Annotated in this window: 19 protein-coding genes; 10 read left to right on the top strand and 9 right to left on the bottom strand. The window is 68.6% G+C overall.

Annotated elements, in window-relative coordinates; translation table 11 throughout:
* Positions 1–67: 67 nt before the first annotated feature.
* The 3 genes from CAL12_RS23175 to CAL12_RS23165 form a co-directional block, all read right to left on the bottom strand.
* The gene (locus CAL12_RS23175; RefSeq protein ID WP_232464610.1) at positions 68–1303 is read right to left on the bottom strand and encodes an MFS transporter; all 1236 of its coding nucleotides are present in this window, start codon (positions 1301–1303) and stop codon (positions 68–70) included.
* Positions 1304–1508: 205 nt separating this feature from the next.
* Positions 1509–3359, bottom strand: coding sequence for an ABC transporter ATP-binding protein (locus CAL12_RS23170; protein ID WP_086066763.1), 1851 nt, complete (start codon positions 3357–3359; stop codon positions 1509–1511).
* Positions 3360–3387: 28 nt separating this feature from the next.
* A complete protein-coding gene (locus CAL12_RS23165) occupies positions 3388–4266 on the bottom strand; it encodes a LysR family transcriptional regulator (RefSeq protein WP_086066762.1) in 879 nt (292 codons plus the stop codon).
* A 215-nt stretch (positions 4267–4481) separates the two neighbouring features.
* Between CAL12_RS23165 and CAL12_RS23160 the strand changes: the two genes are divergently transcribed.
* Together CAL12_RS23160 and CAL12_RS23155 are read left to right on the top strand one after the other, a co-directional pair.
* Entirely contained in the window at positions 4482–5423 is a 942-nt protein-coding gene (locus CAL12_RS23160) for an AEC family transporter (protein WP_086066761.1), read from the top strand.
* 222 nt (positions 5424–5645) lie between these two features.
* Complete coding sequence (locus CAL12_RS23155; protein ID WP_086066760.1) at positions 5646–7043, top strand: MFS transporter; 1398 nt, start codon at positions 5646–5648, stop codon at positions 7041–7043.
* Here CAL12_RS23155 and CAL12_RS23150 read toward each other — a convergent pair.
* Complete coding sequence (locus tag CAL12_RS23150) at positions 7003–8628, bottom strand: EAL domain-containing protein (RefSeq protein ID WP_086066759.1); 1626 nt, start codon at positions 8626–8628, stop codon at positions 7003–7005. The genes CAL12_RS23155 and CAL12_RS23150 overlap by 41 nt on opposite strands.
* Before the next feature lie 445 nt (positions 8629–9073).
* On the opposite strand from CAL12_RS23150, the gene opgC reads away from it, so the two are divergent.
* Positions 9074–10294 (top strand): OpgC domain-containing protein, encoded by a 1221-nt coding sequence (opgC, locus tag CAL12_RS23145; RefSeq protein WP_086066758.1) that lies wholly within the window; start codon positions 9074–9076, stop codon positions 10292–10294.
* On the opposite strand, the gene CAL12_RS23140 is transcribed toward opgC, so the two are convergent.
* On the bottom strand, positions 10275–11051 hold the full coding sequence (locus CAL12_RS23140; protein WP_232464609.1) for an SGNH/GDSL hydrolase family protein: 777 nt from the start codon (positions 11049–11051) through the stop codon (positions 10275–10277). The genes opgC and CAL12_RS23140 overlap by 20 nt on opposite strands.
* A 284-nt stretch (positions 11052–11335) precedes the next feature.
* On the opposite strand from CAL12_RS23140, the gene CAL12_RS23135 reads away from it, so the two are divergent.
* From CAL12_RS23135 to CAL12_RS23120, 4 genes are read left to right on the top strand one after another with little or no spacing between them, the layout of a single operon-like run.
* On the top strand, positions 11336–12154 hold the full coding sequence (locus tag CAL12_RS23135) for an ABC transporter ATP-binding protein (protein ID WP_086066757.1): 819 nt from the start codon (positions 11336–11338) through the stop codon (positions 12152–12154).
* A gap of 2 nt (positions 12155–12156) precedes the next feature.
* On the top strand, positions 12157–13023 hold the full coding sequence (locus CAL12_RS23130) for an ABC transporter permease (protein WP_086066756.1): 867 nt from the start codon (positions 12157–12159) through the stop codon (positions 13021–13023).
* Positions 13024–13083: 60 nt separating this feature from the next.
* On the top strand, positions 13084–14061 hold the full coding sequence (locus tag CAL12_RS23125) for an ABC transporter substrate-binding protein (RefSeq protein WP_086066755.1): 978 nt from the start codon (positions 13084–13086) through the stop codon (positions 14059–14061).
* A 15-nt stretch (positions 14062–14076) separates the two neighbouring features.
* Positions 14077–15390, top strand: coding sequence for an amidase (locus CAL12_RS23120; RefSeq protein WP_086068068.1), 1314 nt, complete (start codon positions 14077–14079; stop codon positions 15388–15390).
* A gap of 104 nt (positions 15391–15494) precedes the next feature.
* Here the strand turns inward: CAL12_RS23120 and CAL12_RS23115 are convergent, their stop codons facing one another.
* The 3 genes from CAL12_RS23115 to CAL12_RS23105 form a co-directional block, all read right to left on the bottom strand.
* Entirely contained in the window at positions 15495–16460 is a 966-nt protein-coding gene (locus CAL12_RS23115; RefSeq protein WP_086068067.1) for an N-carbamoyl-D-amino-acid hydrolase, read from the bottom strand.
* Positions 16461–16890: 430 nt separating this feature from the next.
* Entirely contained in the window at positions 16891–17412 is a 522-nt protein-coding gene (locus CAL12_RS23110) for a hypothetical protein (RefSeq protein ID WP_232464608.1), read from the bottom strand.
* A gap of 303 nt (positions 17413–17715) precedes the next feature.
* The gene (locus tag CAL12_RS23105) at positions 17716–18981 is read right to left on the bottom strand and encodes a DUF445 domain-containing protein (protein ID WP_086066754.1); all 1266 of its coding nucleotides are present in this window, start codon (positions 18979–18981) and stop codon (positions 17716–17718) included.
* Positions 18982–19263: 282 nt separating this feature from the next.
* Between CAL12_RS23105 and CAL12_RS23100 the strand changes: the two genes are divergently transcribed.
* Entirely contained in the window at positions 19264–20154 is an 891-nt protein-coding gene (locus CAL12_RS23100) for a ketopantoate reductase family protein (RefSeq protein WP_086066753.1), read from the top strand.
* 98 nt (positions 20155–20252) lie between these two features.
* Here CAL12_RS23100 and CAL12_RS23095 read toward each other — a convergent pair whose 3' ends face one another.
* Positions 20253–20693, bottom strand: coding sequence for a hypothetical protein (locus CAL12_RS23095; protein ID WP_086066752.1), 441 nt, complete (start codon positions 20691–20693; stop codon positions 20253–20255).
* 191 nt (positions 20694–20884) lie between these two features.
* Here CAL12_RS23095 and CAL12_RS23090 point away from each other — a divergent pair, with 191 nt between their 5' ends.
* Positions 20885–21238, top strand: coding sequence for a YciI family protein (locus CAL12_RS23090; protein WP_086066751.1), 354 nt, complete (start codon positions 20885–20887; stop codon positions 21236–21238).
* A 10-nt stretch (positions 21239–21248) separates the two neighbouring features.
* Positions 21249–22628 carry an RNA polymerase sigma factor gene (locus CAL12_RS23085; RefSeq protein ID WP_086066750.1) on the top strand — a complete coding sequence of 460 codons (1380 nt, stop codon included), beginning with the start codon at positions 21249–21251 and terminating at the stop codon, positions 22626–22628.
* The last annotated feature ends 78 nt before the right edge of the window (positions 22629–22706 follow it).

Raw genomic sequence — 22706 nt, 5'->3', positions numbered from 1 at the left:
GAACCGTCGCGAACGGTCGTACAGCGTCCCGAACGGTCGGCGGCGTTAGCGCGCACTGTGCGGGTCGCTACAGGACGCGCCGTTCGGATGAGGCCAGCGCGTAGCCCAGCACACCGATGACCGGGCCCGGGACCAGCAGCCAGGTGGCGTCCAACCCGATATGCTGGAACAGGGCGCTGGCACCGGCGATCGACACCACCGTGATCGCGAAGCCGATGGAGTTCTGGATCGCCAGCGCGCTGCCGATCAGCCGCGGCGGACATGCCCGCGCGCTCAAGGCGGAAAACTGCGGCGAATCAGCCACCACCGCCGCGCCCCATACCAGCAGCAATACGGCCAGCAGGCGCGGGTCCAGGGTCTGCCAGCCCGCGGCGAACGTCACCGCGCAGAGCCCGGACAGGCTGAGCGCGCCCAATGCGACCTTGGCGCTGCCCAGTCTTTGCGACAGCTTGCCGCCCAGCAGGCAACCCAGGGCACCTATCCCGATGACGCAGAAGGACGCGGCGGAATTGCCCATGCCCGGAACCAGTTCGGCGGCCGAGGAGCGCGCGATCAGCAGTGGGACCAAGGTCCAGAAGGCATACAGCTCCCACATATGGCCGAAGTAGCCGATCGCCGCCGCTCGGAAGCGCCGCACGCGGAAGGCATCCACGATGGTCGGCCGGCGGCCGACGTTGTCCGGCATGGCCTCCGTGCCGTGCCCGGCGCGCGCCGCCGTCGGGGCCGCGGCAGCCGATGCGACGGACGCCGATGCGGCTGCGCGTGTACGCGGCCCGTCGCCCAGGATGCGCACCAGCAGCGCCGCGACCAGCGCCAGCACCGACGAGGCCACGATGACCGTCTGCCAGGAGAGCCCCGCGCCCGCCGCGCGCAGGGCGTGCGGCAGCGCGGTTCCCAACGTCAGCATGGCCACCAGTTGCGCCAGCGCCGTACCCGTGCGCTCCGGCGCCCAGTGCACGATCAGCTTCATGCCCACGGGATAGATCCCCGCCAGGCAGATCCCGACCAGGAACCGCAACAGCGCGCCGGCCGTCAGGCCGCCGGCCAACCAGGCGAAAGCGGCATTCAAGCAGGCGCCCGCGATGGCGCTGCACACGAAGATCACGCTGGCCCGGAAGCGATCCGCCAGGCCGCTGACCGAAATGGCCAGCGTACCCAGGATGAAGCCCAGCTGCACGGCGCTGGTCAACAGGCCGATATCGCCGGGCGTGGCGCCCCAGGCCCTCATCAGGTCGTCGGCCGCGCTATTCGCGCTGAACCACAAGGACGTGCCCAGCAGTTGCGCCAACGCGATGGTCGGCACGGGCCCGAGTCTGCGCGCGAGGAAGTCATATGCCGTACCGCCGTCCTTTCGGGCGGCGGATGCGGCTCTTGTCGATTCCTTCATCGTGTCCCTGGCGGTCTACCCGCATGCATGTGTCGCGTGATGCCGGACGCCATCGGCAGTGTGGATCGTCGGCTCGCCGCCGCCGGCCCGCTTCGCCGGCGCGCGCGGCACGGTCCCGCGCCTACTCCAGCCCGACGAAGCCGCCGGTCTGCCGATGCCACAGGCGCGCATACACACCGTCGCGCGCCAGGAGCTCCGCATGCGTACCCATCTCCACGATATTGCCGTGGTCCATCACCACCAGCCTGTCCATCTTGGCGATGGTCGACAGGCGGTGGGCGATGGCGATCACCGTCTTGCCGTGCATCAGGGTTTCCAGGTTGTCCTGGATGGCGGCTTCCACGTCCGAATCCAGCGCCGACGTCGCTTCGTCCAGCACCAGGATGGGCGCGTCCTTCAGCAGCACCCGCGCGATGGCGATGCGCTGGCGCTGGCCGCCCGACAGCTTGACGCCGCGTTCGCCGACGTTCGCGTCCAGGCCGCGATTGCCTTCGCCGTCGGTCAGGTCGAAGATGAACTCGTCCGCGCGCGCCTGCCGGATGGCGTTCATCAACTGTTCCTCGGTGGCATCGGGCCGGCCGTACAACAGGTTTTCACGCAGGGACCGGTGCAGCAGCGACGTATCCTGCGTCACCACCCCGATCTGCGCGCGCAGCGATTCCTGCGACACCTTGGTGATGTCCTGGCCGTCGATCAGGATGCGGCCCGCCTCCACGTCGTACAGGCGCAGCAGGATGCTGACCAGGGACGACTTTCCCGCGCCGGACGGCCCGATCAGGCCGATCTTTTCGCCCGGGGCGACGTCCAGGTTCAGGCGCGTGAAGATCAGTCCGCCCTTGCCGTAGCCGAAGCCCACGTTTTCGAAGCAGATGCGGCCGTGCGTGACGCGCAGCGGCTGGGCGTCGACGCGGTCGGCCACCACGCGCGGCCGGGCGATGGTGCGGATGCCGTCCTGCACCGTGCCGACGTTTTCAAAGATGCCGTTGACCACCCACATGATCCAGCCCGACATGTCGGCGATGCGCATGGCCAGGCCTGTCGCCAGCGCGATATCGCCCACCGACATCAGGTCCCGGCTCCACAGCCACAATGCCAGGCCGGGCGTGCCGGCGATCAGGATGCCGTTCAGGATGGCGATGGTGAAGCCCATGCCGGTGACCAGCCGCGCGGCCATCTGCGCCTTGCTCGTCTGTTCCGCCATCGCTTCGCGGGCGTAGACTTCTTCTCGCTGGCTGTGTGCGAAGAGCTTGAGCGTGCCGATATTGGTGTAGCCGTCGACGATGCGTCCCATCAGCTTGGAGCTGGCCTCCGACGCCGTGGCGGAGCGCGACTTGACCCGTGGCACGTAGCGGATCAGCGTCACGATGTAGCCGACGATCCAGACGATCAGCGGCAGGGTCAGGCGCCAGTCGGCATCGAAGAACAGGATCAGCGCGCTGCCCGCATAGATCAGCACATGCCAGATGGCATCGACGGCCTGCAGCGTGGATTCGCGCAGCGCCACGCCGGTCTGCAGGATGCGGTTGGCGATGCGGCCGGCGAAGTCGCTGTGGAAGAAGCCCAGGCCCTGCTTGACCACATAACGGTGGTTCTGCCAACGCACCAGCGTGGTCAGCCCCGGCGCCAGCGACTGATGCACCAGCATATCGTGCAGCCCGGTGACGATGGGCCGCAGCACCAGCACCACCAGCGCCATGCCGATCAAGGTCTTGCCATGCTCGCTGAAGAAGGCGGCGACCGGCTGGTCTTTCACCAGGTCGACGATGCGGCCCAGGAAGCGGAACAGCGTCACGTCGATGAGCGCCCCCGCCAGGCCCACGATCAGCAGGAACACCAGGGCCGTCCGCACCTGCCGAAGATAATGGCGGTAGAAGCGGATCACGTCGTCCGGCGGCGGCTCGTCCAGCGCCGGGCGGAACGGATCGATCATCGTCTCGAAGCGGCGATAAAGGGGATTGCGGCTATTGGGCATCGATAGGGATCTCCCTGGTACGTACTCTCTAGGCGGGCGCGGCCAGCGCCAGGAAATTGGACAGGCAGGGATTGCGGTTGCGGGGCGACCAGAGCATCACCAGTTCGGACTGCGGCGCGCCGGCCAGCGGACGGAACGCCACGCCGGGCAGGCGGGACTTGCGCATGGACGCCGGCACCAGCGCCACGCCCACGCCTTCGTCCACCATGTTCAGCACGGTCTGCTGCAACTGTACTTCCAGCCGCACGATCGGGTCGAAACCGGCCTGGCGGCAATGCGCCACGATGCTGGCGCGCAGCGCCGGACCGACTTCGCCGGAGGTCATGACGAAGGGCTCGCCGGCAAGCTGCTCGATCCGCATGGCCCCGCGCGCCGCGGCGCGCGGATGGTGCCGTGACAGCGCGACGCAAAGCGGTTCGCGCACCACCACGCGGCTGGACAGCTCGCCATGGCGACCACCGGCCATCACGACCGCGGCGTCGATGCGGCCATCCAGTACCTGCGCCGCCAGGTCCTGCGAAACGACTTCACGCAGCTTCAGGGCCACGTCCGGGTAGGCATTGCCGAAGGTCTTGGCATAGGACGGGATGACGCTGTAGGCCGCGTACATGGTGAAGCCGATGGACAGCGTGCCGGCTTCGCCGCGCGCGGCGGCCTGCGCGTTGCGGCCGGCCTGTTCCAGCGCGGCCAGGATGGCTCTTGCGTCCGCCAGGAAACGTTCGCCGGCCGGCGTCAGCGACACCACGCGCGGATTGCGGTCCAGCAGCTTCACGCCCAGCGCGGCTTCCAATCCCGCGAGCTGCCGGCTGAGCGGCGGCTGCGACAGGTGCAGGCGCGCCGCCGCGCGGCCGAAGTGGCGGGTTTCGGCCAGGGTGACGAAATAACGCAGGGGCTTGATGTCCAGCACGATGTGTGAGGCCGGTGTGAAAAGGCCGGTGAACCGGCACGATGCAGAAAAGGTATTGTCGATGACCCGATAAAGAATTGGATTGTATTGCCAGGCGGCACTACGCTGGGCACACCGTCATGGCTGACTGTGTTGCCGGTTGCTACCGCGCAGGCATGCGCATCGACGGTCGCGCGGCTGCCGGCGCGCGTCTCCACCGGCGCAGGTTGTGTTCCATGCTTTCGACATTGCAGATCCTCCTTCCCATTTTTGCCCTCATCCTGGCGGGGTTCGTGCTGCGCAGGCGCGGCATCGCCAGCGCCGCTGCCTGCGTGGAGCTGAACCGCTTCGTCGTCTGGCTGGCGCTGCCCGCGCTGCTGTTCAAGCTGATGGCGCATGCGTCCTGGACGCAGCTGTATCAGCCCGGCTTCGTCGCCACCTTCGGCCTGGCAAGCGCCATGGTGTTCGCCGGGACGCTGGCCTGGCGCCTGCGCGCGGGGCGGCATCTGGCCGACGCCAGCGTGGACGCCATCGCCGCGTCATACGCCAATACGGCGTACATCGGCTTTCCCTTGATCGTGGCCTTGTTCGGCGACGCGGGCATCGTGCCCACCACCGTCGCCACCTTGATGGTGGTATCGGTGCTGTTCGCCATCGCGGCGATGCTGGTCGAAGTCGGCCTGCAGACGGAGCGGCGGCCGCACAAGGTCGGGTTGAAGGTGCTGCGCGGCATGTCGCGCAATCCATTGATCGTCGCGCCCTTGGCGGGCGCCCTGGCCGCGGCCAGCGGGCTGCGGTTGCCGGCCCCGGCGGAAAGCTTCCTGAATATCCTGGGTGCGGCGGCGACCCCTTGCGCGCTGGTGTGCCTGGGCCTGTTCCTGGCGGAGAAGCGGCCCGCCGCCAGGACCCCCAGCGCATCGCTGGTGCTGACAGCCGGCAAGCTGGTCGTGCAGCCGGCGCTGACCTGGTGGCTGGCGGCGCGTGTCTTCATGCTGCCCGGCCCGCTCGCGCAGATGGCGGTACTGCTGGCGGCCCTGCCCACGGGCACGGGACCTTTCATGCTGGCGGAGTTCTATCGCCGCGAAGCCTTCGTCACCGCGCGCACGATCCTGCTGTCGACGGTGGGCTCGCTGGTATCCCTGACGGTGCTGCTGCGCTTGATGCCGCATGGGGGATAGGCACGGCCGGTTAGGCACGGCCGGTCAGGCACAGCCGGTTAGGCACGGCCGGTCAGGCCGGGCCGCGCAAGCCGGCCCGCGCGGCGTTTGACAGCCCGGCCTGTGTCGCAGTACACCCTAACCCGCTTTTGCCTGGCTGGACCTTCCCTGCCTGGTGGTGTCGCGGGCCGGTTCCGGGTCCCGTGGGACGGCCAGGCGCCTCCCAACTGCCCTCGGTGTCGGATGTTCCCTTCCTTCGCGGTACAAAAAGCCTATCCCTTCGGTGCGGGCCTGCCCGCCGACCAGCGTCGGTCTGCCACGCTCGGGTTGCTGCTGGGGGTCTGCATGGCCAGCCTGGACACCGCGATCGCGAACACCGCGCTGCCCGCGATCGCCCGCGATCTGCAGTCGTCCGAAGCGCGGTCGATCTGGGTGATCAGTTCCTACCAGCTTTCCATGGTGGCGTTCCTGCTGCCCGCCGCGACGCTGGGCGAGATCGTCGGCCATCGGCGCATCATGGTGTTCGGCCTGATCCTGTTCACGCTGGCCTCGCTGGCCTGCGGCATGGCGCCTTCGCTGGAATGGCTGGTGGCGGGACGGGTGGCGCAGGGCCTGGGCGCGGCGGCCACCATGGCGGTCAACGGCGCCATGCTGCGGTTCATCTATTCGGAAAGGCAACTGGGCGGGGGAGTGGGCCTGAATTCCCTGATGGTTGCGCTGGCCTTCGCCGCCGGGCCGACGGCGGCTTCGCTGGTGCTGACGGTGGCGACCTGGCACTGGCTGTTCCTGATCAACGTCCCGGTGGGCCTGCTCGGCATCTACTTCTGCCTGCGCGGTCTGCCGGTGACCACGCGCACCAGGCGCCCCTTCGATACCCTGGGCGCCGTGCTATGCGCCGGCTTTCTTTCGCTGCTGGTCTTCAGCCTGAACGAAGGCGCCCAACTGGCCGCGCCCCGGACCATCGCCATCACGGCCGTGGCGTGCCTGGCCTGCCTGCTTCTGCTGTTGAAGCGCCAGGCCGGCCATCCCGCGCCCTTCCTGGCGGTGGACCTGCTGCGGCGCCCGGTGTTCGCCCTGTCCGCCGCCACCGGCGTGTGTTCCTTCGCGACACAATCGCTGGCCTTCGTGTCCTTGCCCTTCATGCTGCAGAACGTGCTGGGCTATACGCAGGTCGAAACCGGCTTCCTCATCACGCCCTGGCCGGTGATGGTGGCGGTGATGGCGCCTATCGCCGGTTATCTGTCGGACCGCATGCACGTCGGCGTGCTGGCGGGGGGAGGCATGGCCATGCTGGCCATCGGCATGGTATTGCTGGCGACCATGCCGACCGACCCGTCGGTCTTCGGCCTGTGCTGGCGCCTGGCCGTGTGCGGCGCGGGTTTCGGCTTTTTCCAGTCGCCCAATGTGCGCGCCATCATCACCGCCGCGCCCCCGGAACGCGCGGGCGGGGCCAGCGGCATGGTGGGCACGGTGCGCCTGCTGGGGCAGTCCAGCGGCGCCGCGATGGTGGCGGCTTGTTTCCATGCGTCCACCGAAAGCGGCGCCATCCTGGCGTTGTGGCTGGGCGCGCTCTTCGCCGCCGCGGCGGCGATCGCCAGCGTCATGCGCCTGAAGTATCGACCGCGTCCGGCGGCCAGGTAAGCCGCGGGCGCGGCAGGTCCACGCGGTCCGCGTGTTCCGTCCGCCATGCCGCCAGTTCGCGCGGCGGCATGGGCCGCGCGAACAGGAAGCCCTGCGAGAATTGCACGCCCTTGCCGGCCAGATAGGCCGCCTGCGCTTCGGTTTCCACGCCTTCCGCGATCATCGCCATGCCCAGCTGGCGCGCCAGCCCGATGATGGTGTCGAGCACCACGTTGCTGACCGCCTCGGTGCCCGCGCTGCTGACGAACGCGCGGTCTATCTTCAGGAAGGGCACGTGCAGCGTCTGCAGATACGACAGCGAGCTGTGGCCCGTGCCGAAATCGTCCAGCGCCCAGCGCACGCCGCGTTCGCGCAGCTCGGCCATGTTGCCGCGCAGCGTCGGCGTGTCCGGCAGCGGGTGGCGTTCGGTGACTTCCAGCACCAGCCTGACGTCGTCGTAGGCCCGCACCCGGCTCAACAGCGCGTCCACGTCGGCGACGAAGCGATCCGACGCCATGTGCGCGCCGCAGACGTTCACCGCCAGGTGACTGTCTCGCGGCAGGTCCAGCAACGCCAGGTCGTTGGCGACCAGATCGAACATGTGCCGCGTCAGGTCGTCGATGATGTGGTGTTCTTCCGCGGCGGCGATGAACAGGTCGGGCCTGACCTTGCCCAGGCGCGGATGGCCCCAGCGCAGCAGCGCCTCCACGCCGGAAATGCGGCCGGTCGACATGTCGATCACCGGCTGGTAGACCATGTGGAACTGGCGCAGCCGCATGCCCTTGCGGATTTCCCCGGGGATGGACACCCGCCAGCCATAGAGCCGGTACGCGCCGTAGCCGCACAGGAAACTGGCCAGCAGCAGGAAGGCCGCATAGCCGCGCCAGACGTGCAGGCGCACGGCGTCGCGCTGCGCCTGCAGCGGCGTGACGCGTACCTGCACCGGGAACATGCTGGAAGACGATTGCTGCGTGTCCGGCGCCGGCACGCGGGGGCCGCGCTGCCGCTCGCCCGCTTCCACCAGCGGCACGTTGTGGGGGCCGAGCAGGATGTCGACGTCGTAGACGCCGTCGCGCGCCGCGGCCAGTTTCAGGTCGTACAGATATTGCGCATCCAGGAAGGCGGCGATGCCGTTGCCGTCGCGCAGCCCGCTCGACACCAGGACGGCGGGCCGGTCCGGCACCAGCAGCGTGCCGGCCACGGGCGTCACGTGCATGCCCTTGGGCACGTGCTCCTGCGACGACACCGCGATCAGGGGCGTGTTCGACATGCCGTAGAGCGACGAGCAGGTCACCACGTCGTCGCGCACCAGCAGCAGCGAACGGAAATACGGTTGCAGGGCGCCCAGTTGTCGCAGCAGGGGCAGGACTTCCTCGCACGGTCTCTGCAAGGCAGGGGTCAGCCGCTGCGTGACGTCCTGGGCGCGCAGCAGGATGTTCTCCAGCTGGCGGCGCAGCACGCCGGCGGTGACGTTGGCTTCACCGGCCAGCTGGCGCTGCGATTCGTAGAAAACGATGGGGAGGATGAGGAGGATGGGCAGAACCGCGGCGAGCAGCGTGACCACGATGGCGGCGATCCTGCGCCGGATCGAATAGCTGGTTGGCACGCGGGCTTCCTTGGGGCCGTACCGGCGACGCGGGATGCCGCCGGCGCCGCGCTATGTCAACAGAAACCAGACAGAATGTAAATAACTGATAGCCCGATCAACTGTGGGAAATTTCGTAATGTTGGCAGGGCCTTAGGCGACGTAGTTTGTCTCTAAGAAAGGACAATAACTACATCGGTGAACGTCAACGGGACGAGGACGCCGAGCACGCGGGTTTCCCGGATAGGCGGCCGGGATTGCCTGGCCGCGTCCAGGGGTTCCTGCATGAAGTTCGCATGCATGTTCCCGGATGCTACCCATGGCCCTACGCCGGCGCCGCGTCCGATACAAAGCGGTACAACCATGGCGTGCGCGCCGCGCCCAGCGATGTCACGCTTGAAGCCTACGGGTTTACCCCAGCGATGATGTACCCTTGCTGGTTTGCTCGAACACCCCGGATGCGCCCATGACCAACCCATCTTCCTGCCTGTCACGCGTTCCCCTCGCTGCCGCCCCGGCGCCAGCGGCGGCAGCGCGTCCCCGGCTCTGGGAGCTGGACGCCGTCCGGGGCCTGATGCTGGTGCTGATGCTGTCGACGCACCTGCCCACCAACTTCGGCATTCCCACCAGCCAGCCGCTGGGCTTCGTATCGGCGGCGGAAGGTTTCGTCATGCTGTCGGCCTACATGGCCGGGCTGGTCTATACCCAACGCTACCTGCGTCATGGCATGCATGCCATGCAGCGGGCCTTCCTGAAGCGAGCCCTGGTGGTGTACGGCTGCCAGGCCGCCTCGCTGCTGTTCCTGTTCACCGTGATCGCCGGCCTGGGCCTGACGCTGCCGCAGCCGGCGGTGCAGAACCTGATCTGGTTCTACCTGCAGCAGCCGCTGACGGCCTTCCTGTCCGCCCTGGGGCTGGTCTACAACCCGCCGCTGCTGGACATCCTGCCGGTCTACGTGCTGTTCATGCTGGCGAGTCCGTGGGTGCTGACCTATGCGCTGCGCAAGGGCTGGCGCGCCATCCTGATCGGGAGCGGCGTGCTGTGGTTCCTGACGCAGTTCGAGCTGTCGCGCTTCCTGTACGGCGGCCTGGTGACCCTGACCGGACTGCCCGTGCCCTTCAGCGAAACCGGAGCCTTCGAGACCTTCGGCTGGCAAGCCCTGTGGATTTTCGGGCTGTGGCTGGGATCGACCCACGCGCGGGTGCCGGCGGAAGCCCGGCGGCCCATCCCGCGGCCGGTGGTGTGGGGCGCGATCGTCATCGCGGGCAGCTTCTTCATCTGGCGCCACATTACCGGGCTGGGTGCGTTCCCGGACGGCAATCCCTTCAATTTCCTGTTCGACAAATGGCACCTGGGGCCGCTGCGCGTCCTGAACTTCCTGGCGCTGGTGGTGCTGGCCATGCACTTCAGCGGCTGGCTGAAGACGCACCTGCCGCGCATGCGCTGGCTGGAAACCATGGGCCGGGCGTCGCTGTCGGTGTTCTGCGCGCACCTGGTCCTCGTGCTGCTGGTGCTGACCATCATCGGCGAGCCCGCGCCGGATCGCCCCATGTGGCAGGACCTGCTGTTGTTCGGCGGAAGCGTGCTGGCGCTCTACATCGTGGCGCGCCTGGTGGGGGACAGCAAGGCCAAGCCCGCGCCGGTGCCCGCGCCGCGGGCGCCGCGGCTCAATTCAGATGCGCCGTGATCACCCGCTTCCACAAGGCATAGCCCTGCGGATTCAGGTGCAGCAGATCCTCGCGGAACAGCTCCGGGCGCGGCTGGCCGGCGGCATCGAGCATGGGCGTATAGATATCGATGAAATCGGTGTTCCGCGTCTTCAAGGTGTAGGCGTGGATCAGCTCGTTGGTCTCGCGAATCTGCGGCATCAGCGACACCCGTGACGGGCTCGGCTTGATCGAGATGTAGGCGATGCGGGTGGACGGAAGGCTGGTGCGCACGCCTTCGACGAAGGCGGTGAAAGCCTGCAGTACCTGCTCCGGCGTACGGCCTTCGGCGAGGTCGTTGTCGCCGGCGTAGACCAGCACCAGTCGCGGCTTGTAGGGCTCGACCAGCTGGTGCAGATGGCGCGTGCAGTCCAGCATGCGCGAGCCGCCGAAACCACGCTTGACCACCACGGGCAGCGACTGGAATTCGGTTTCCAGGCCGTTCCACAGGCGGATGGAAGAGCTTCCCACGAACAGAACGCCGCCCGGCGTGGGCGGATGCGCCTGGTCAGCGGCGGCGAACGCCGCCAGGCTCTCCGCCCAGCGGTCGTTCGCCGCGCTGACGGCGACGGCGGTCGCGGCCGTGGCCGCCGTATTCCCCTTGGGTGCCGCAAGAATCGCGGGCGCGGAGGCTGCCGCCGCCTGTGCGGCCACGTTCGGCGGCAGCAGGGCGATGCCCAGGGCCATCACGGCCGTCACGGCGGCGGCCAAGGGGGCAAAGGCGCGGTTGGAGCTCATCCGGATAATTTATTGTCTGGACTCAGGAACAAACGAACAAACAGCGCCATGATGCGGCCTTTCCCTTTCAAGATGTATTAGCGCTTGCCCTGGGTTCGGCTTTTGGGCGGATTTTGTGGCGGCGACGCGACGGACGCCGGCGTAGGCACTGTTTTGTGCTCTGCCGGCACCATCAGCGGGCCTGCCGGCACGATTCCGGCGCATGGGCGGGGCGCCGCGAGAGGGCTGGCGGCAGGCGAAATTTGGCACATGCTTTGCTTTTTCCAGGCAAGGAGAACGCATCCATGTCCCTGATTCAACCCGACGGGCGCGCCGCGCCGGCCTCCGAGCCCGTGCAGCTGAGCATACGCGGCGTCCGTAAATCCTTCCCCGGCAAGGGCGGGGGCGTCCAGGTGCTTGATGGCCTGGACTTCGACATCTACGAAAAGGATTTCGTCAGCATCATAGGGCCCAGCGGCTGCGGCAAGTCCACCATCTTCAACATTATCGCCGGCCTGCTGCAGGCCGATAGCGGCCAGTTGATCTACCGCGGGGAAGCCGTGTCCAGCATGCGCGGGCGGGTCGGCTACATGATGCAGAAGGACCTGCTGTTCCCCTGGCGCACCGTCCTGGAGAACGTCCTGCTGGGCCTGCGGATCCGCGGCGTGGCGGAACGCGAGGCCGTGGATACCGCGCGGGAATACCTTTCCACCTTCGGGCTTTCCGGCTTCGAGAAAGCCTATCCCCAGACCCTGTCCGGCGGCATGCGCCAACGGGTGGCGCTGATGCGCACACTGATCATGGATCCGGACATCCTTCTGCTGGACGAGCCGTTTTCCGCGCTGGATTACCAGACCCGGCTGTACCTGGAGAGCGTGCTGCTCGAAGCGGTGGAAACCTTTCACAAGACCGTCATCCTGGTCACCCATGACGTCGACGAGGCGGTGGCCCTGTCGCGCCGCGTGGTGGCGTTGAGCGGGCGGCCCACGCGCGTCAAGAACATCCACCAGATCGATATCGAGCGCGGCAGTCCCATCGAAGCGCGCGCCGATCGCCGCTTTTCCGAGTACTTCCACACCCTGTGCGGCGAGCTGGATATCCAGACCCGGAAAAAGGCGGCCTGACCATGTCATCGATTCCCCAGCGTGCCGACGCGGCCCTCCAGCCGCGGGATGGGACGTCGTCCGTGCCGGCGCGCCGGCGCCGTCTCTTCGATACAGCCGCCGGCCGGTTCGGGCTGCAACTGCTGGCTGTCCTGGTTTTCTTCCTGGTGTGGGAAGCCGGCGTGCGCGTCGGCTGGATCTCGGAATTCCTGATCGGCAAGCCGAGCGGCATCTGGGCCATCTTCGTCAAGAACCTGATGGACGGTTCGCTGCTCTGGGATACCGGCTATACCCTGTTCGAAGCGCTGCTCGGTTTCGTGGCCGGCACCGCGATTGGCTCCGTCCTGGGCCTGGCGATGTGGTACTCGGTGTTCGTCGCCAGGCTGGTGGAGCCCTTCATCGTCGCGATCAACAGCGTGCCCAAGATCGCGTTGGCGCCCATCGTGCTGCTGTGGTTCGGCACGGGCCTGCTGTCCAAGGTGGCGCTGGTGGTGTCCATGACCGCGGTGGTCGCCCTGATCGCGGCCTACCAGGCCGCCAAGGACGCCGACAAGGACCTGCAGGCCCTGCTGTATTCCATGGGCGGCAGCAAGCACCAGATTTTCCATGGCGTGGTGGTGCCGTCCGCGCTGCCGGCCATCATCGCCAACTTCCGCATCAATATCGGCCTGGGCCTGGTCGGGGCCGTGGTGGGCGAATTCATTTCGTCGAAGTACGGACTGGGCCATCTCATCTACACCGCGTCGAGCCTGTACGACCTGAACTCGGTGTGGGTCGGCCTGTTCGTCCTGATGCTGGTGGGCTTCCTGCTGTACCACGCCATCGATGCGCTGGAGCGCAATCTCCTGCCGTGGAAGCTCGATGACGGCCGGCCGCACATCCAGGTGTAGCCCGGGTTTCGCGCGCCGCGTCCGCGGCGCTTTTCATGTCCCATTCGGAGGTTGCAAGTCATGCGCTTTTCCAAGAGTAGCCTGGCGTCGCTGTTGGTCGCCGCTTCGCTGGCCGTCGCCACGGTCCCGGCCTGGGCACAAGCCAAGAAGGTGACGGTCACGCAGGCATTCCAGTCCATGCTGTACCTGCCCTTGTACGTCGCCATCGACCAGGGGTTCTTCAAGCAGCAGGGCCTGGATGTCACGAAGGAAAGCGCCGGGTCGCCGACCGCGGCCCTGTCGGCGGTGTTGTCCGGCAGCGCGCAATTCTCGGTGCACGGCCCGGAATGGACCGCCATCGCCGCGTCCAAGGGCGCCAAGGTCGGCATCATCAGCAACGTGGTCAATGGCGCCGCGGTCTATATCGCGACGACGCCAGACTTCCACTACGACGGTGTCAAGAGCCTGAAAGGGCAGAAGGTGGTGACGGGATTGATGCCGACCACCAGCACGTCTCTCTTCATGAAGCTGCTGAAGGAGAACGGCATGAATCCGGACAAGGACGTCGACATGATCCAGGTGCAGACGGGATCCGAGGCCGGGCCGTTCCTGGGCGGGCAGGCCAAGGTGGCGGTGCTGTACGAGCCGGGCCTGGACCAGGTGGCCGCCCAGGGCATGAAGGTGGTGCTGGGCTTTCCCAAGCAGTACGGCGCGTACGCGTTCTCGTCGGTGACCGCGCGGTCGGACGTGGATCCGGATGCCGCCCAGCGCCTGGTGAACGGCATGGAACTGGCCCTGCGCTTCATGCAGAAGAACCACGACCAGACGCTGCAGATCGCCTTGAAGGAGTTCCCCACGCTGGATCCCAAGGTGGTGACGAATGCCGTCAACCGCATGCTGGCGGACAACGTCTACCCCAAGAGCGTGGAAACGTCGGCTGAGGCCTTCAAGACCGGCATGGATACGCAGATCGCCCTGGGCAACCTGAAGACCCAGCCCGACTACGCGACCTTCGTCGTACCGACGTACGTGAAGAAAGCGCTGGCGCTGCCGCAATAGGCCGACACGATGAACATGACGCCAACTGAACTGCCTGGCCTGCTCGAGGCCCTGCGCGGCTTCGCGGCGGGCACGCTCGACCGCGACGCCTACCTGCGCGCCTGCGCCGCGCGTGCCGACGAATGCGAGCCGTGGCTCAAGGCTTTCGTCACCCGCGTGCCGGCGGCGGACCTGAAAGCCGCGACCCAAGGGCCGCTGGCCGGTATTCCCGTCGGCGTGAAGGACATCATCGCCACGGCGGGTTTGCGCACCACCAACGGGTCGGCGATGTTCGCCGATCACGTACCCATGGAGGATGCGGCCGTGGTGTCGGCCATCAAGCGCCTGGGCGGTACGGTGTTCGGCAAGACCGTGACCACGGAGTTTGCTTTCCGTCATCCCGGCGCCACCGTCAATCCCTGGAATTCGGCCCACACGCCGGGCGGATCGTCCAGCGGCTCGGCCGCGGCGGTCGCCGCGGGCATCGTGCCGCTGGCGCTGGGCACCCAGACGATGGGCTCCGTCGTGCGGCCCGCCGCGTATTGCGGCGTGGTCGGTTTCAAGGCCAGCTTCGGCGCCGTGCCGCGCGAAGGCGTGCATCCCCTGTCCGGCTCGCTGGACCACGTCGGCTTCATGGCCCGCTGCGTGGACGACGTCGCCTATGCCTTGGCGACCCTGGGCGATCCCGGCTACACGCTAGCCGACGGCACGGACCTGGCGGCATTCCGCCTGGATCCGCAACACGGGCTGGATCCCTTGCCCGCGCCCGCGCTGGCGCTGGTGTGCGCGCCCGGCTGGGACAAGGTGGACGCCGAGCAGAAGGCGCTGCTGGAGCGGGTGGCGGCAACGCTGCGGCGTTCGGGCGCGTCGGTGGAAGAAGTCGTGCTGCCGGAAATCGGCGCGCCGACGCTGGAGCCGCTGCAGCGGATACTCGGCTTCGAGGCGCTGGATATCTACGGCGACCTGGTGGCGCGCTACCCGGATCGCGCCAGCGCGCGTCTCCAGGGCCTGGTCGACACATCGCGCGACATCGCGCGCGCCGATTACGTGGGGGCGCGCCGCACGCAGCGCGAGCTGCGCTCGGCCCTGTCCACCCGGTTATCGGGCTATGACGCCATCCTGACCGTTCCCGCCTCGGGCGAAGCGCCCGCGGGGCTGGACGACACCGGCGACGCGTCGTGGTGCGCGCCCTGGACTTTCCTGGGCTTTCCCGCCCTGACGGTGCCGGCCGGGCGCTCCGCGCGCGGCCTGCCGCTGGGCGTGCAGCTGGTGGGCACTTTCGGACGCGATATCGCCACGCTGCGCGTGGCCAAATGGGTCGAGACCGTCCTGGGTCAGAAGACGGCCTGAGGTGGCGGCGGCCGTGACCGGCCGCGCGCCGCCAAATACCCCATCATTCACGCCGTCATCCTCGCCATCGTACTCATGCCGAGGATGATGGCGCGCCCTGGCGATCAGCCGCGCGCTTCGGGCGGCAGCGGCAGCGGTTCGCCGGCGCCGGTGCGTTCGACGATCAGGCGGTATTGATCCGGGCTGCGATGCTTGGCGAAGTTGAACACGTGCTGGCGGAAGGTCGTGCCCAGGTCCAGGTCGATCTGCGCGGTGATGACCTCGTCTTCCTCGCCGCTGGCGCGCGCCACGATCTCGCCGGAAGGCGCGACGATCATGGAGCTGCCGATCATGTGGAAGCCGTCCTCCGACCCGCACTTGGCGGCCGCGCCTATCCACACGGCGTTTTGGTAGGCGCTGGCCTGCAGCACGATTTCATGATGGAAGGTGCGCAGGTGCACCGGCTCGGTCCAGTGGATGTTCCAGGACGGCGTGTTGTACCCCAGCACGATCAGCTCGGCGCTCTGCAGCGACATGGAGCGCCAGGTCTCCGGCCAGCGGCGATCGTTGCAGATGCACATGCCGACGTTGATGTCCTGCGTGTTCCATACTGGGAAGCCCAGGTTGCCGACTTCGAAGAATTTCTTTTCCAGGTGCTGGAAGGGCGCATCCGGCTTGTGGTCGTCGTGGCCGGGCAGATGCACCTTCCGGTATTTGCCCACCACCTTGGCGGCGCGGTCCACCAGCACGGCCGTGTTGAAGCGGCGGCCGTCGGCGGTCAGCTCGGCATAGCCCAGGTAGAAGCCCACGCCGAGTTCGCGCGCGGCGTCGAACAGCGGCTGCACGTCGGCATTGGGCATGGCGCGTTCGAAGTAACGCTCCACCGCTTCTTCTTCCGTCATCCAGTAGCGCGGGAAGAAGGTGGTCAGGGCCAGTTCGGGAAACACCACGAAGGTGGCCTGGCGGGCCGCGGCTTCGCGCAACATCTCCACCAGCCGCTTGACGACTGCCTGGCGGGAATCGGCCAGGTGCACCGGACCCATCTGGGCCACGGCCAATCCGAATTTGCGAGCGCGGGAAGTCTGGGTCATGGGAGGAGCTCCGGGAATGAACGCATGCTGGACGCGGCGCCATCGCGCGCCGCGCGTGGAAATCCGATACGCGGGGAATGTGCGCATGATGCGCGAAGGCGGCGCCGGGCGAAACCCGGCCGGCAATGCGCGCATCTGCGGTGCAGCATCGTGCGCCGGGGCGCAAGCCATTGATGCGAAAGCAGTTTCGGCGCGGGCGCAGGGCCGGGAAGGGCGGCGCCCATAACGCGGCCTTATAGCCGTGGCACAAATCTCGATGAGCTCGCGCCACGGCGCGGTGCGACGGTGCCCTCAGTGCACCCGTACCCCCGTGCACCTCTACACCCGCACACTTCTACACCCGCACACCGGTACACCCGCACACCCGTGTACTCTGGCCACTCGGCCACTCGGCCACTCGGGCACCTGGCCGCCGGGCCCGAGGGCAGCTCTATTCGCTGCGCTGATACCGTTGGTCGGGGCCGGAATGGTAGTGGGTGACCTTGTCGCCGTTCGGCCCGAAATACACGTACATCACCGAATGCCAGCGGCCATCCAGCACGTAGTAATACGACCAGACGACCTCGTGCTTCTCGCCCAGGCCGACCGCGCCCACCCGTCCCGGCGGGCCGAATTCACAGCGTACCGCCTCGGGCGTCCAGTCGCCCTGGCGCAGCAGCGCGAAGTGTTCTGGCGACATCAGCGTTTCCATGCGCACCGCGCGGCCCTGGGCGTCCAGGTCGGTCCCCCAGGCGTAGCTGCCGGACGGCAGCTGCGACCAGACCACGCGGCGCGCGCCATCCGGACGGGTGCAGGTGTAGGAGGGCGTGCCGTATTGCGATTCCATGTCGGCCAGCGGCGTGCCGGCGGGCGTGGCGGCGATGTTGGCGCAGCCCGCCAGCAGGCCGGTTGCCAGCAGCAGGATGGCGCCGGCGTGGCGGCGGAGGGCGGGTGGGGGGAGAGGATGGTCCATGGCGGATTCCTGCGAATTGCCGCCGCGTGCGCCGATGGCGGGCGGCAGGGCGGTGATACTGCCGGCCGGCGCGGGCCGGCTCGTCGCCACAGCTTAACGCGACCGCGCCGCCAGTTCCACGGCCGCGTGGCTACGGCCGCAGCCCGCGCCGCGCCCCAGACCGCAGCCCGCGCCGCGCCCCAGACCGCAGCCCGCGCCGCGCCCCAGACCGCAGTGCGCGCCGCGACCCAGGCCGCAACCCGCGCCGCAAGCCGGCGGCGATCCCGGCCACAACCCGGCCACGGCGGCCGCGATCCCGGACGTTTACGCCGCCGCGAATATCCCGGCCGCCGTGGCCGCCCACACGCAGGCATGCAGCGCCAGGCCGATCAGGCCGCCCACCAGCATGCCGTTGAAGCGGATGTACTGCAGATCGCGGCCGATGCTCAGCTCCAGCTCATCGACGAACTGGCGCTCGTCCCACGTACGGACCGTCTGCGCGATATGGTCCGTGATGCCCTGGCGCAAGCCCGCGGCCAGGCGTTCCGCGCCGGCCAGCACATGCTGGTTGATGGCGTCGCGCAAGGCCGGTTCGGCCGCCAGGTTGCGGCCCAGGGCGCTCAGCGTCTGCTCCAGATGGCGACCCAGCGCCGAATCGTTGCTGGACAGGTCGCGCCGCAGGGCGTCGCGCACCTCGTCCCAGATGCCCTGCACGTAGGCGCGCACCTGCTCGTGGCCGATGATGCGTTCCTTTATCTGTTCCACCTGGGCCTGCAAGCCCGGATCGTCGCGCAGCCGCGTGACGTAGCCGCCCAGCCAGGCCTCGTAGTCGCGCCGCAGCGGATGGTCAGGCTGCGCCAGCACGTCACGCAGCTCATCGAGCAGCGCGCGCGCCAGCCGGTCGGCCAGCGTGTCGGCGATATCGTCCACCGGCCGCACCAGGTTCAGCGCCTTTGCCATGCGCGGCCATTCCTTGCGCGCGTACTTGACCATCAGCGCCGATGCGCGCTCCTTGACCTGTTCGCCCTCCAGGTAGGCCGCCAGCCGGTTGAGTGCCTCGTCCAGCAGGGCATGGTGGCGCCCGTCGCGCGCCAGCAGCTCGAACAGCTCGCCGGCGGTCTGCGCGGCGTTCCATGCGCGCAGCTTGCCCACCACGAAGCCGTGAATGCCATCGCGCACCGCCTGTTCGTCCAGCAGGTCCATCGCGCGCAGTGCCCAGGCGCGCGCCGTGCCCGCCACCACGCGGGCCTGGCGCGGGTCGCTCAGCCACTGTCCCAGCCGGGTCGCCGGATCGAACACGCGCAGCCGTTCCAGCAGCGACACGGGGTCGAGGAAATGATCGCGCACGAAGACGGACAGGTTGTCCGCGATGCGCGCCTTGTTGGAGGGAATGATGGCGGTGTGCGGGATGGGCAAGCCCAGCGGCCGTCGGAACAGCGCGACCACGGCGAACCAATCGGCCAGCGCGCCTATCGTGGCCGCTTCGCAGAAGGCGCGCACCCACGCCCATATCCCCTGTCCACCCATGGCGTAGCTCACGGCCACTCCCGCCAGCGTCGCCAGCAACGACGCCAGGGCCCAGGTCTTCATGCGGCGCAGGGATGTACGGCGTGGGTCGGTCGGCAACGATGGTCCTCCATGGGGTGGGGGAGGACCGGCGGGCAGCGCCGGGCCTCCAGGCGGCCGGCGCGGATCCGCCGGCAATGGCGGTGCCCCGCGCGGGCCGCGTTGATCAAAGACGGTTAGTATCTACCATCAACGGCGCGCCGCGATCCGGGTGCGCCCCGGGTGCCGTTTGCAGTCCGTTTGCGGATCGTTTGCAAGCAGCGGTCCCGCGCCCGCGCGGGCGGCTCGACATCGAAGGAGATACGCATGAAAGTCGCGGTCATGGGCGCCGGCGCCGTCGGCTGCTATTTCGGAGGCATGCTGGCCCGCGCCGGACACGAGGTCGCGCTGATCGGCCGGCCGGCGCACGTCGAGGCCGTGCGCGCGCGGGGCCTGTACCTGGAGGCGCGGACCTTCCAGGAACACATTCCGATGCAGGCCGGCACCGGGCCCGATATGGCGCGCGGGGCCGATATCGTTCTTTTCTGCGTCAAATCCGCCGACACCGAGAGCGCGGGGCGCGCGCTGGCGCCGCATCTGGGCCCCGACACCCTGGTGCTGAGCCTGCAGAACGGCGTCGACAACGCCGAGCGCCTGCAGGCCCTGCTACCGCAGACCGTCGTTCCCGCGGTCGTCTACGTCGCCACGGAAATGGCCGGCCCGGGCCACGTCAAGCACCACGGGCGGGGCGAACTGGTCATCGGACCGTCGGCCGGCAGCCGCCGCTATGCCGACGCCTGCGCGGCCGCCGGCGTGCCGGTGGAGATTTCCGACAACGTCATCGGCGCGCTGTGGGCCAAGCTCATCGTCAACTGTGCCTACAACGCCCTGTCGGCCATCGCGCGCATGCCCTACGGCGAGCTGTACGAAGGGCAGGGCATCCAGCAGGTGATGCGCGATGTCGTGCATGAATGCCTGGCCGTGGCGCAGGCCGAAGGCGTCGAGGTCCCGGGCGACAGCTGGGCCGCCGTCCTGAAGATCGTCGAGACCATGCCGACGCAATTCTCTTCCACCGCGCAGGACCTGATGCGCGGCAAGGCGACGGAAATCGATTACCTGAACGGCTATATCGAACGCAAGGGCCGCGAGCGCGCCATCGCCACGCCGGTCAACCGCGTCCTGCATGCGATGGTGAAGCTGCTGGAAGGCCGGCCGTAGCGCCGGTTCCGGCGCGCTCGACGCGCTTGCCGCAGCCGGCGCCGCGGGCGCAAGCGGCACGGCCGGTCGCCGCGATCGCCCCCGCTATTGCTATCGTCTCAGCGGACCGCCGCGCAGCGGGCACGCGCGGCATCCAGGCTGACGGCCGCCGCGCGCATGCGTGCGGCCTGGTCGCCGCGGTCCTGCGGCAGCTTGCCGGACGCGAATGCCAACACGACGTTGTCCGGCATATAGCCCACATAGGCCTGCCCCACGCATGAGCAATAGCCTTCCCACGCCGTCGAGGACTTGGGTGCATAGGGATCGAGCTCCGGCGTGCGCTGCAGCAGCGAGCGGCATTGCTGTACGTTCGCGGGCACCAGCTTCTGCCGCAGCGCCGACAGGTTGCCGGCCGGCGGCGTATCCGCGTGCGCATCGCCGGGCCAGCCCAGCAGCGCGCCGGCCAGTACGCAGCCGCCAAGTCCGGCCAGCAGGCGCAGGAACCCCCAGGGGATCGCGGGGAGGGGCGTTTCGTGCGGGATTCGGCTGGACGTCATCATCGTGACCCGTGTTGCGGACCACCCGGACGGGTGGAGGATTACCGTTATTGTGAACAGGAAACGCGCCGCAACAAACGCGAAATAAGCCGTCATATCGGCCGCTGATCATCCTTAATACCAGGGCGCGGGGCGGGCCTGGGGCAGCAGATACAATGCCCCCACGCCATCGCGCCCGCACCGGAGGACACCCCATGTCGTACATGCTGCTTATCGTCGAGCCGCGCGGCCAGCGCGCCCAGCGCACGGAGGCCGAAGGGCGCGACCTCTACGACCAGATGCGCGCCTACGCGGCGAGCCTGCACGCGCGCGGCAAGCTGCTGGCCGCCGAATCGCTGGCCGACGACCGCGAAGGCACGCGCCTGCAGATACGCGAAGGCCGGCAGCGTCTGACCGACGGGCCCTTTGCCGAGGCCAAGGAAATGGTCGGCGGCTTCTTCCTCCTCGATTGCGACACCCGTGAGGAAGCCCTGGCCATCGCCGCCGACTGCCCGGCCGCGGCGTGGTGCACCGTCGAGGTCCGCCGCGCCGCGCCCTGCTTCGAGTAAAGGCGCCGCCATGCACCATCGGGCCGCCATCGAAACCGTATGGCGCCAGGAAGCCGCCAAGGTGATCGCCGGCGTGGCCCGGCTGGTGCGCGACGTCGGCCTGGCCGAAGACTACGCGCAGGACGCACTGGTGGCGGCGCTGGAGCACTGGCCGCGCACCGGCGTGCCGGACAATCCCGGCGCGTGGCTCATGACGACCGCCAAGCATCGCGCCCTGGACCGGTTGCGCCAGGATGCGCTGCACGCGCGCAAGCACGAAGCGCTGGCGCACGATATGGATGCCCTGCAGACCGGCGTGGAGCCGGACTTCGTCGACGCCCTGGACGCCGCCCGCCAGGACGACATCGGCGACGACCTGCTGCGCCTGATCTTCATCGCCTGCCATCCCGTGCTGTCGCGGGACGCGCGGGTCGCCCTGACGCTCAGGCTGCTGTGCGGGCTGGCCACCGACGAAATCGCCCGCGCCTTCCTGGTGCCGGAGCCCACCATCGCGCAGCGCATCGTGCGCGCCAAGCGCTCGCTGTCCAAGGCGGGCGTGCCTTTCGAGGTTCCGCCCGCCCACCTGCGCGCGGAGCGGCTGGGGTCGGTGCTGGAAGTCATCTATCTGGTTTTCAATGAAGGTTACGCGGCGACGGCCGGCGACGATTGGATGCGGCCCGCGCTGTGCCGCGAGGCGATCCGCCTGGGCCGCCTGCTGGCCGGCCTGGCGCCGGAGGAAAGCGAGGTGCAAGGGCTGCTGGCCTTGATGGAGCTGCAGGCCTCGCGCCTGCCCGCGCGCGTGGACGAGCAGGGCGCGCCGGTCCTGCTGGCGGACCAGGACCGCGGTCGCTGGGATGCCGAGCTTGTGCGCAGCGGCCTGGCGTCCCTGGCGCGGGCCGAGGCGCTGGTCGCGCGTGCGGCGGCATCCGCCGGGGAAGACGGGCATAGGGGAGAGGACGGTCAAGGTGGTCAAGGCGGCCAAGGAGGCGAAGGTGCCCTTGACGCTCTGGAGGGGCCACTTGGGCCCTATGCGTTGCAAGCCGCGCTGGCGGCCTGCCATGCGCGCGCCGCCACGGCGGCCGACACGGACTGGCCGCGCATGGTGTCGCTGTACGACGCCCTGATGCACTGCGCGCCATCGCCGGTCGTGGCCTTGAATCGCGCCGTGGCGGTCGGCATGGCGCAGGGCCCGGCGGCCGCCTTGCCGCTGGTCGAGGCGCTGGACGGCGACCCCGCGCTGCGCGGCTATCCCTGGCTGCCCAGCGTGCGCGGCGATCTGCTCGCCAGGCTGGGACACAGGGACCAGGCGCGCGCGGCGTTCGAGCAGGCCGCGGCCATGACGCGCAACGCCCGTGACCGCGACATGTTGCTGGCGCGGGCACGGGCGTTGGGGGAAGACACCGGCGATTGAGGGGCGGACGCGCGCAGCGCGTGCCACACCCCGTCATCGATGAGGGCGGGCGCGCACGTCGCGCGCCATGCCCGCGTC

Source organism: Bordetella genomosp. 8, from assembly GCF_002119685.1.
GTDB lineage: Bacteria > Pseudomonadota > Gammaproteobacteria > Burkholderiales > Burkholderiaceae_B > Bordetella_C.
The sequence above is the reverse complement of the archived record's forward strand: the minus strand, read 5'-3'. Positions and strand labels throughout refer to the sequence as shown.

Excerpts from the sequence above, each read along its gene's own strand:
- CAL12_RS23170 (WP_086066763.1), bottom strand. The coding sequence starts at position 3,359 with ATGCCCAATAGCCGCAATCCCCTTTATCGCCGCTTCGAGACGATGATC.
- CAL12_RS23160 (WP_086066761.1), top strand. The coding sequence starts at position 4,482 with ATGCTTTCGACATTGCAGATCCTCCTTCCCATTTTTGCCCTCATCCTG.
- CAL12_RS23155 (WP_086066760.1), top strand. The coding sequence starts at position 5,646 with ATGTTCCCTTCCTTCGCGGTACAAAAAGCCTATCCCTTCGGTGCGGGC.
- opgC (WP_086066758.1), top strand. The coding sequence starts at position 9,074 with ATGACCAACCCATCTTCCTGCCTGTCACGCGTTCCCCTCGCTGCCGCC.
- CAL12_RS23140 (WP_232464609.1), bottom strand. The coding sequence starts at position 11,051 with ATGAGCTCCAACCGCGCCTTTGCCCCCTTGGCCGCCGCCGTGACGGCC.
- CAL12_RS23135 (WP_086066757.1), top strand. The coding sequence starts at position 11,336 with ATGTCCCTGATTCAACCCGACGGGCGCGCCGCGCCGGCCTCCGAGCCC.
- CAL12_RS23130 (WP_086066756.1), top strand. The coding sequence starts at position 12,157 with ATGTCATCGATTCCCCAGCGTGCCGACGCGGCCCTCCAGCCGCGGGAT.
- CAL12_RS23125 (WP_086066755.1), top strand. The coding sequence starts at position 13,084 with ATGCGCTTTTCCAAGAGTAGCCTGGCGTCGCTGTTGGTCGCCGCTTCG.
- CAL12_RS23120 (WP_086068068.1), top strand. The coding sequence starts at position 14,077 with ATGACGCCAACTGAACTGCCTGGCCTGCTCGAGGCCCTGCGCGGCTTC.
- CAL12_RS23115 (WP_086068067.1), bottom strand. The coding sequence starts at position 16,460 with ATGACCCAGACTTCCCGCGCTCGCAAATTCGGATTGGCCGTGGCCCAG.
- CAL12_RS23110 (WP_232464608.1), bottom strand. The coding sequence starts at position 17,412 with ATGGACCATCCTCTCCCCCCACCCGCCCTCCGCCGCCACGCCGGCGCC.
- CAL12_RS23105 (WP_086066754.1), bottom strand. The coding sequence starts at position 18,981 with ATGAAGACCTGGGCCCTGGCGTCGTTGCTGGCGACGCTGGCGGGAGTG.
- CAL12_RS23100 (WP_086066753.1), top strand. The coding sequence starts at position 19,264 with ATGAAAGTCGCGGTCATGGGCGCCGGCGCCGTCGGCTGCTATTTCGGA.
- CAL12_RS23095 (WP_086066752.1), bottom strand. The coding sequence starts at position 20,693 with ATGATGACGTCCAGCCGAATCCCGCACGAAACGCCCCTCCCCGCGATC.
- CAL12_RS23090 (WP_086066751.1), top strand. The coding sequence starts at position 20,885 with ATGTCGTACATGCTGCTTATCGTCGAGCCGCGCGGCCAGCGCGCCCAG.
- CAL12_RS23085 (WP_086066750.1), top strand. The coding sequence starts at position 21,249 with ATGCACCATCGGGCCGCCATCGAAACCGTATGGCGCCAGGAAGCCGCC.